At 27.9% G+C, this 6,293-nt stretch carries 6 protein-coding genes; 2 read left to right on the top strand and 4 right to left on the bottom strand.

The annotated features are described in order from the left end of the window. Positions 1–197: 197 nt before the first annotated feature. Together PKV21_08435 and PKV21_08430 are read left to right on the top strand one after the other, a co-directional pair. Positions 198–1,088, top strand: a complete 891-nt coding sequence (locus PKV21_08435; protein HOM27515.1) for a carbon-nitrogen hydrolase family protein — start codon at positions 198–200, stop codon at positions 1,086–1,088. Between the two features lie 17 nt (positions 1,089–1,105). Further along, positions 1,106–1,936, top strand: coding sequence for a Cof-type HAD-IIB family hydrolase (locus PKV21_08430; GenBank protein ID HOM27514.1), 831 nt, complete (start codon positions 1,106–1,108; stop codon positions 1,934–1,936). Positions 1,937–1,938: 2 nt separating this feature from the next. Here the strand turns inward: PKV21_08430 and PKV21_08425 are convergent, their stop codons facing one another. From PKV21_08425 to murD, 4 genes are all read right to left on the bottom strand, one after another. Beyond that, positions 1,939–3,132 (bottom strand): aminotransferase class I/II-fold pyridoxal phosphate-dependent enzyme, encoded by a 1,194-nt coding sequence (locus tag PKV21_08425; protein HOM27513.1) that lies wholly within the window; start codon positions 3,130–3,132, stop codon positions 1,939–1,941. Further along, entirely contained in the window at positions 3,122–3,796 is a 675-nt protein-coding gene (locus PKV21_08420) for an HAD family phosphatase (GenBank protein ID HOM27512.1), read from the bottom strand. Before PKV21_08420 ends, PKV21_08425 begins: the two co-directional genes overlap by 11 nt. Beyond that, on the bottom strand, positions 3,793–4,914 hold the full coding sequence (locus PKV21_08415) for a putative peptidoglycan glycosyltransferase FtsW (protein ID HOM27511.1): 1,122 nt from the start codon (positions 4,912–4,914) through the stop codon (positions 3,793–3,795). The genes PKV21_08420 and PKV21_08415 overlap by 4 nt, the downstream gene beginning before the upstream one ends. Further along, on the bottom strand, positions 4,880–6,293 hold a 1,414-nt coding region (gene murD / locus PKV21_08410; GenBank protein ID HOM27510.1), incomplete at its 5' end, for a UDP-N-acetylmuramoyl-L-alanine--D-glutamate ligase. The genes PKV21_08415 and murD, both read right to left, overlap by 35 nt.

Below are 6,293 nucleotides of genomic sequence, written 5' to 3'. Positions count from 1 at the left end.
CAGATAAAGGCGAGAAAGAGTTTTACTTGAGATGGGAAAGGAGTAAGGCAATTGACATTGGTAAGAAGGGTAAACTTTTAATAGATATTTTTGAGGATAGATATATTATATCTGATGTTGAGAAACTTACACCTGTTGAAAAAAATCTTTTTACAAAGTTTATTTACTGGTAATATAAAAACTAAAAAGGAGAAAGTATGCGAACTGTTGCTATTTCTATGGCATATGAATACAGAAAAGTAAGAAAGATTGAAGATAATTTATCTTATATTGAGAATATTTTTAAGGATATAAAAAATATAAATCCTGACCTTGTTGTCTTACCTGAGGTTTTTGCATATGTTGGTATTGAATTTGAAAAAAGAGATTTTGGAAAATGGGAAAAGATAAAAGAGTTTTTAAAATATATTGCGAGAAAGACAAATTGCTGGGTTTGTGGGTCAAGTTATGATTTAGTTGATGAAAAAATTTATAATAGTTGTTTTTTTGTAAACAGGAAAGGAGATATAGTAGGAAAATATGATAAAATTCATCCAACAGAAGGAGAAATAGAGAAAGGTATTTATTCTGGAAGAAAGGATCAGAAACCAATTGAAACAGAATTTGGTAAAATTGGTGCATTTATTTGTTTTGATGCAAACTGGCATTATGACTTAAAATATCAGGTGAATAATGGAGCAAAATTACTTGTTTTTTCTTCAGCATATCCTGCAGGTAAAATATTAAATTCAATATCTCTTTTATATCAGGTTTTTATAGTTGCTGGTATATGGTCTTTAAATTCTGGAATAATAGATAATACTGGAAGATGGTTGGTAAAAACAGACAGATTTTCATACTGGGTATGGTCAGATATAAATCTTGAAAGAACTGTTTTTCACTGGGATTACCAGGGAGATAAAGTAAGAAAAATAATTGAAAAATATAAGGATGGAGTGAAACTAGAAACTTTTGGGGATGAAGCGATTTTTACAATAGAAGTTGTTGATAGAAAAATATCAATAGAAAAAATAATAAAAGAATTTAAACTTGTAACCTATAAAGAATATTTAAAGAGAGCAGAAATTATGCAGAATAAAAAAAGATAAAATTTAAATCTGACAAAATGATAAAATTACTTACGATAGATCTTGATGGGACTCTACTTAACAATAAAGGAGAAATTAATAAAGAAGATAAAATAACCTTAAAAAAATTTTATAAATCCGGTGGCATTGTTGTTCTTGCTTCAGGAAGAATGACTGATTGTGTTTCTGTATATTCAGAAATTCTTGGAATTGATACTCCTCTTATTGTTTATAATGGTGCAATGGTCAGATTAACAGAAAAAGAAAAAAGAAAAATAATTTATCATAATCCTGTTCCTTTAAAGTACTCAAAGTTTATAATTAATTATTGTTTGGAGAACAAATTCCTTCTTAATTTCTACTATAATGATACTCTTTATGCTGTGAATGACCCATTGTTAAAAAAATATGTTGATATTTACTCAAAACAGACAGGTGCAAAATATTTTTTTGTTGATAGTTTAGAAAATTTTAAAAATAAAAAACCAACAAAACTTATTTTAATAACAGATACTGAAAATGAGAATATTAAAAGGACGAGAGATTTCCAGTACAGATATTTCAAAAAACTTTTTGGTAAAAGTTTGAATATTGTAAAAACAAATCCAGAATATCTTGAATTCATGAATAAAGGGGTGAATAAAGGAATTGCTTTAAAAGCACTTGCCAAATATTACAATATAAAACCCGATGAAATAATTGCTTTTGGAGATGGAGAAAATGATATTGAAATGCTTTTATATGCAAGAATTTCAGTCGTTCCCGTAAATGCAAAAGAGAAGGTTAAAAAAATTGCAAAGATTGTTTCTGATTATTCAAATGAAGATGCGTATATCTCAAAATTTTTAAAAGGATTTTTATCTATATAGTTTTATTTTTTGTTTTTAATTAAATTTTTTAAAGAACGGATTGCCTGTTTTATTCTGTGTTCATTTTCAACAAGTGCTAATCTTACATATCCTTCTCCATATTTTCCAAAGCCAGCACCTGGAGAAACTGCAACATGGGCATTTTCAAGGAGATATAAGGAAAATTTCATTGAACCCATTTTTTTAAATTTTTCAGGAATCTCTGCCCATATATATAAAGTTGCTTTTGGTTTTTCAACATTCCATCCAATTCTATTCAGTCCTTCAACCATAACATCTCTTCTTTTTCTATATGTCTCCCTCACTTCATTTATATATTTTTCTTCCAATCTTAAGGCACATATTGCAGCAACCTGAATTGGAGTAAAAATCCCATAATCATAATAACTTTTTAATTTAGTCAATGCTCTTATCACATATTTATTTCCAACGGCAAAACCAACCCTCCAACCAGCCATATTATATGTTTTTGAAAGAGAATAAAATTCTATCCCAATACTTTTTGCTCCATTTACTTCAAGAAAACTGTGTGGTCTATCCTTATCCTCAAAATATATTTCTGAGTAAGCAATATCATGTATAATAATAAGGTCTTTTTTCTTTGCAAATTTCACAACATCTTTAAAAAAATCAATATCAACAATTTGTGTTGTGGGATTATTAGGATAACTTAAAATCATTGCTTTTGGTTTAGGAAATCTGTCATAAATTGGTTGATTGAGATCAGGAATAAAATTGTTCTCTTTTTTTAGTGGTAAATCATATATTGTCGCTCCTGAAATAATTGCACTGTAAAGATGGCTTGGATAAGTAGGATTTGGTATAAGAACAACATCCCCTTTATCAAAAATTGCAAGAGCAAGATGGCTTATCCCTTCCTTTGAACCGATACAGACAACTACTTCTTCTTCAGGATCAAGTTTAACTCCAAATCTTTTTAAGTACCAGTTCGCTATTTCCTTTCTTAAGTGAAAAATTCCTTTTGAAGCACTGTATCTGTGAACCTTTGGATCTTTCAAAACTTCTTTTAATTTTTCTATCACAGGTGCGGGTGGTGGTTTATCAGGATTTCCCATACCAAAATCAATAATATCTTTTCCTTCTCTTCTTAATTGTAATTTTTTTGCATTTATTGCTTGAAACATATAAATTGGTAAATTTCTTATTCTTTCCGATTCTATATTTTTAACTTTCATTTTTCTCCTCAAAAATTTTTATCACCTTTTTTACATTATTTAAACTTAATTTGTGTATGATTATATCAGCAATTTTAATTTTTTCAAGTGGTTGAGTAGAAGGAAGAGCAACACAGAAAATTCCACTTGATTTTGCCGAGATAATTCCTGTTTCAGAATCCTCAAAAGCAATTATATTTTTTGCAGGTATTTTCAATTTTCTGGAAACCTCGGTATATATATCAGGAAATGGTTTTGGTTTCTTAACATCATTTCTTGTAATTACAAGGTCAAAAAATTTATATATATCTGAAATTTTAAGTACCTTTAAAACAAATTTTTTTTCAGAATTTGAAGCAAGTGCAATTTTGTATTTGTTTTTTAAAAATTTAAGTATTTTTTTTGTTTCTTCAGAAACTCCTAAATTCTTTTTGTTCACAATTTTAAGCAACTGCTTATTTTTTTCTGAAACCAATTCTTCTATTTTAAAAATTTTTTTAATTTTCCCTTTCTTTTTTAAATTTTTTAAAAAAACCCTGTCCTCAACACCAACTCCTTCAGCAAAGTCGTCTTCTGTCAGTTCAATGTTATGAAATTTGAAGATGGTTTTCCATGCAATTACATGCAATTTTTCTGTATCAAATAAAACACCATCACCATCAAAAACAATTCCTTTCAAGTTCATTTTAATTTTAAAATTGTTTCTTCTATATCCTTTGAATGGTCCTGATTTATTATATTTTCAGAAATTTTTAGTAGAATTCCAAGTGAGATTAAATTTGCTAAAAGAGAAGAACCTCCCACACTGAAGAAGGGAAGAGTTGTTCCTTTTTGTGGTAGAATAGATAGAACAACACCTGCGTGTAATAAAAACTGAGTCCCAAAAGAAGTGCTTATTCCAAATGCTAAAATCTTTTCAAATAAATCATTGCAGAATTTGGAAACTTCAAGTCCACAAAAAACTATAATACTAAAAAGAAGAAGAATTCCAAAAGAACCGGCAAAACCGAGTTCTTCTCCTACAACAGCATAAACAAAATCCTTATGAATTTCTGGAACAAATTTCAGTTTTCCTGTTCCCGCACCAAGTCCTTTTCCAAATAAACCTCCTGAACTTAATGATATTTTTGCCTGTTTGGGTGGAAAGTTTTTGCCAAGCGGGTCTTCATTTTTATTCAGATATAACTTAATTCTTTCTATTCTATAAGGTGAAAGAAGAATTAGTCCAAGCATTAAAATTATAAAAAATCCAGAGATAGAAAAAATATATTTTGATTTAAGACCACATAAAAAAAGAACTCCCAGGAAAGTAACAGAGATAATTAAAAATGTTCCATAGTCCTTTTGTAATTGTAAAATTGCGATAATAAAAAGATAAATGATGATGGGTATTATGAGTGTCTTTAAATTATTTACCATAGAAATTCTTTTCTTTAAATAAATAGCCAGATATATAATGAAAGTAATTTTTACAAATTCAGATGGCTGAAAAGAAAAAGGTCCAATTTTTATCCATCTCAGTCCTCCCTGAATATTTGGTAAAGGCAAAATTATCAGAGAAATTCCCAAAATCATAAGTCCATATTTTTCCAGTTTTTTTATATCCGATTTCTGAATTAGATAAAATATAAATAAGCCAGCAAATAGATAAATTAAATGTTTTTCAAAATATAATATTAAATTATTTTTTTCCAATCCATAAAAAAAACTTGAACTTAAAACAAAAACAGTTCCGAGAAGAATAAGTGAAAAAGTTGAAACAAAAATACTAACATAAAGAAAATACTTCTTTTTTGAAAACATCGCCTCTCTCCTCGTAATTTTTGAACATATCAAAAGAAGAGCAACCGGGAGAAAAAAGGACAAAATCTCCTTTTTTCCCAACCTTTTTTGATAGTATAACTGCTTCTTTTAAATTTCCAACATATTCCATTGGTATATTTGATGATGCAAGTTCTTTTTTTATCCTTTCTTTTGCTTCTCCAAGAAGAATTATAAACTTAACCCTATTTTTAAGATATTTTGTAAGTTGATGGTATGGAAATCCTTTATCTTTTCCACCAAGTATCAAAATTATATTATTTTTACCTTTTAAACTTAATACAGAATTTTTAACAGAATGGGGATTTGTTGATTTAGAGTCATTTATATAGATAACACCATCAATTTCAGCAACTTTTTCCATTCTGTGAGGAAGACCTTCAAAATTTTCAATTGCAGTTTTTATTGTTTCCTGTTCAATTCCGCATAGAATAGAAATCAAAGAAGAAGCCATTATATTGGCAATATTTCCTTTCCCCTGAATTTTTAAATTTTTCGTTTCAAGGATTTTTAAATTTTTGTTATCCAGATTCAGAAATATATTTTCGTTTTCATAATAAACACCATTTGAAATTTTTGAAAAACTAAAAAATCTTTTTTGACTTCTTATGTCTTTCAATAATCTTTTTGTATGATAATCATCAAAATTTAACACACTGAAATCATTTTCTTTTTGATTTTCAAAAATTCTTTTTTTTGCCTGTATATATTCTTCCATGTTTAAATATCTGTCAAAATGGTCATAATCAATATTTAAAAGGCAGGATATATAAGGTCTGAAATTTACTATTTTTTCTAACTGAAAACTGCTGACTTCCAGAATAATCCACGTTTTTTCTTCTATGTTTTTAATCTCTCCTATAAATGTATTTCCTATATTACCGCATACAACCGATGGATAATTTGCTTTTTTAAAAATATTTCCAATAAGGGTGGTCGTGGTCGTTTTTCCATTTGTTCCTGTTATTGCAATTATTTTTTTGCTTTTTGAAAAATTATAAGCAAGTTCTATTTCACTTATAAACTGGATTTTTCTTTTTTTTAAAAAATCTATAAACTCATTTTTTTCATCCACTCCTGGACTTATTACAACAAACTCAACTTCTCTAAAAAATTCAGGGGTATGTTCTCCTGTTTCAATTTTTGCTCCTTTTTCTTTTAAAATATTAACCTTTTCCAGTATGTCTTCATTAACATTTTTTTCAGAAATAAAAACCTCTCCTCCGTTTTCAAGTAAAAAAATACCTGTATCAAATCCACTAATTCCAAGTCCTATAATTCCTATTTTTTTCCCTTTTATCTGGTTCATCTTATTTTCAGGGTTATAATTGTAAATAATGCAAGTATTATTCCTACTATCC

This window comes from bacterium, from assembly GCA_035371905.1.
GTDB lineage: Bacteria > Ratteibacteria > UBA8468 > B48-G9 > JAFGKM01 > JAMWDI01.
Note: the sequence above shows the minus strand (reverse complement) of the source record. Positions and strands in the feature narration are given on the sequence as shown.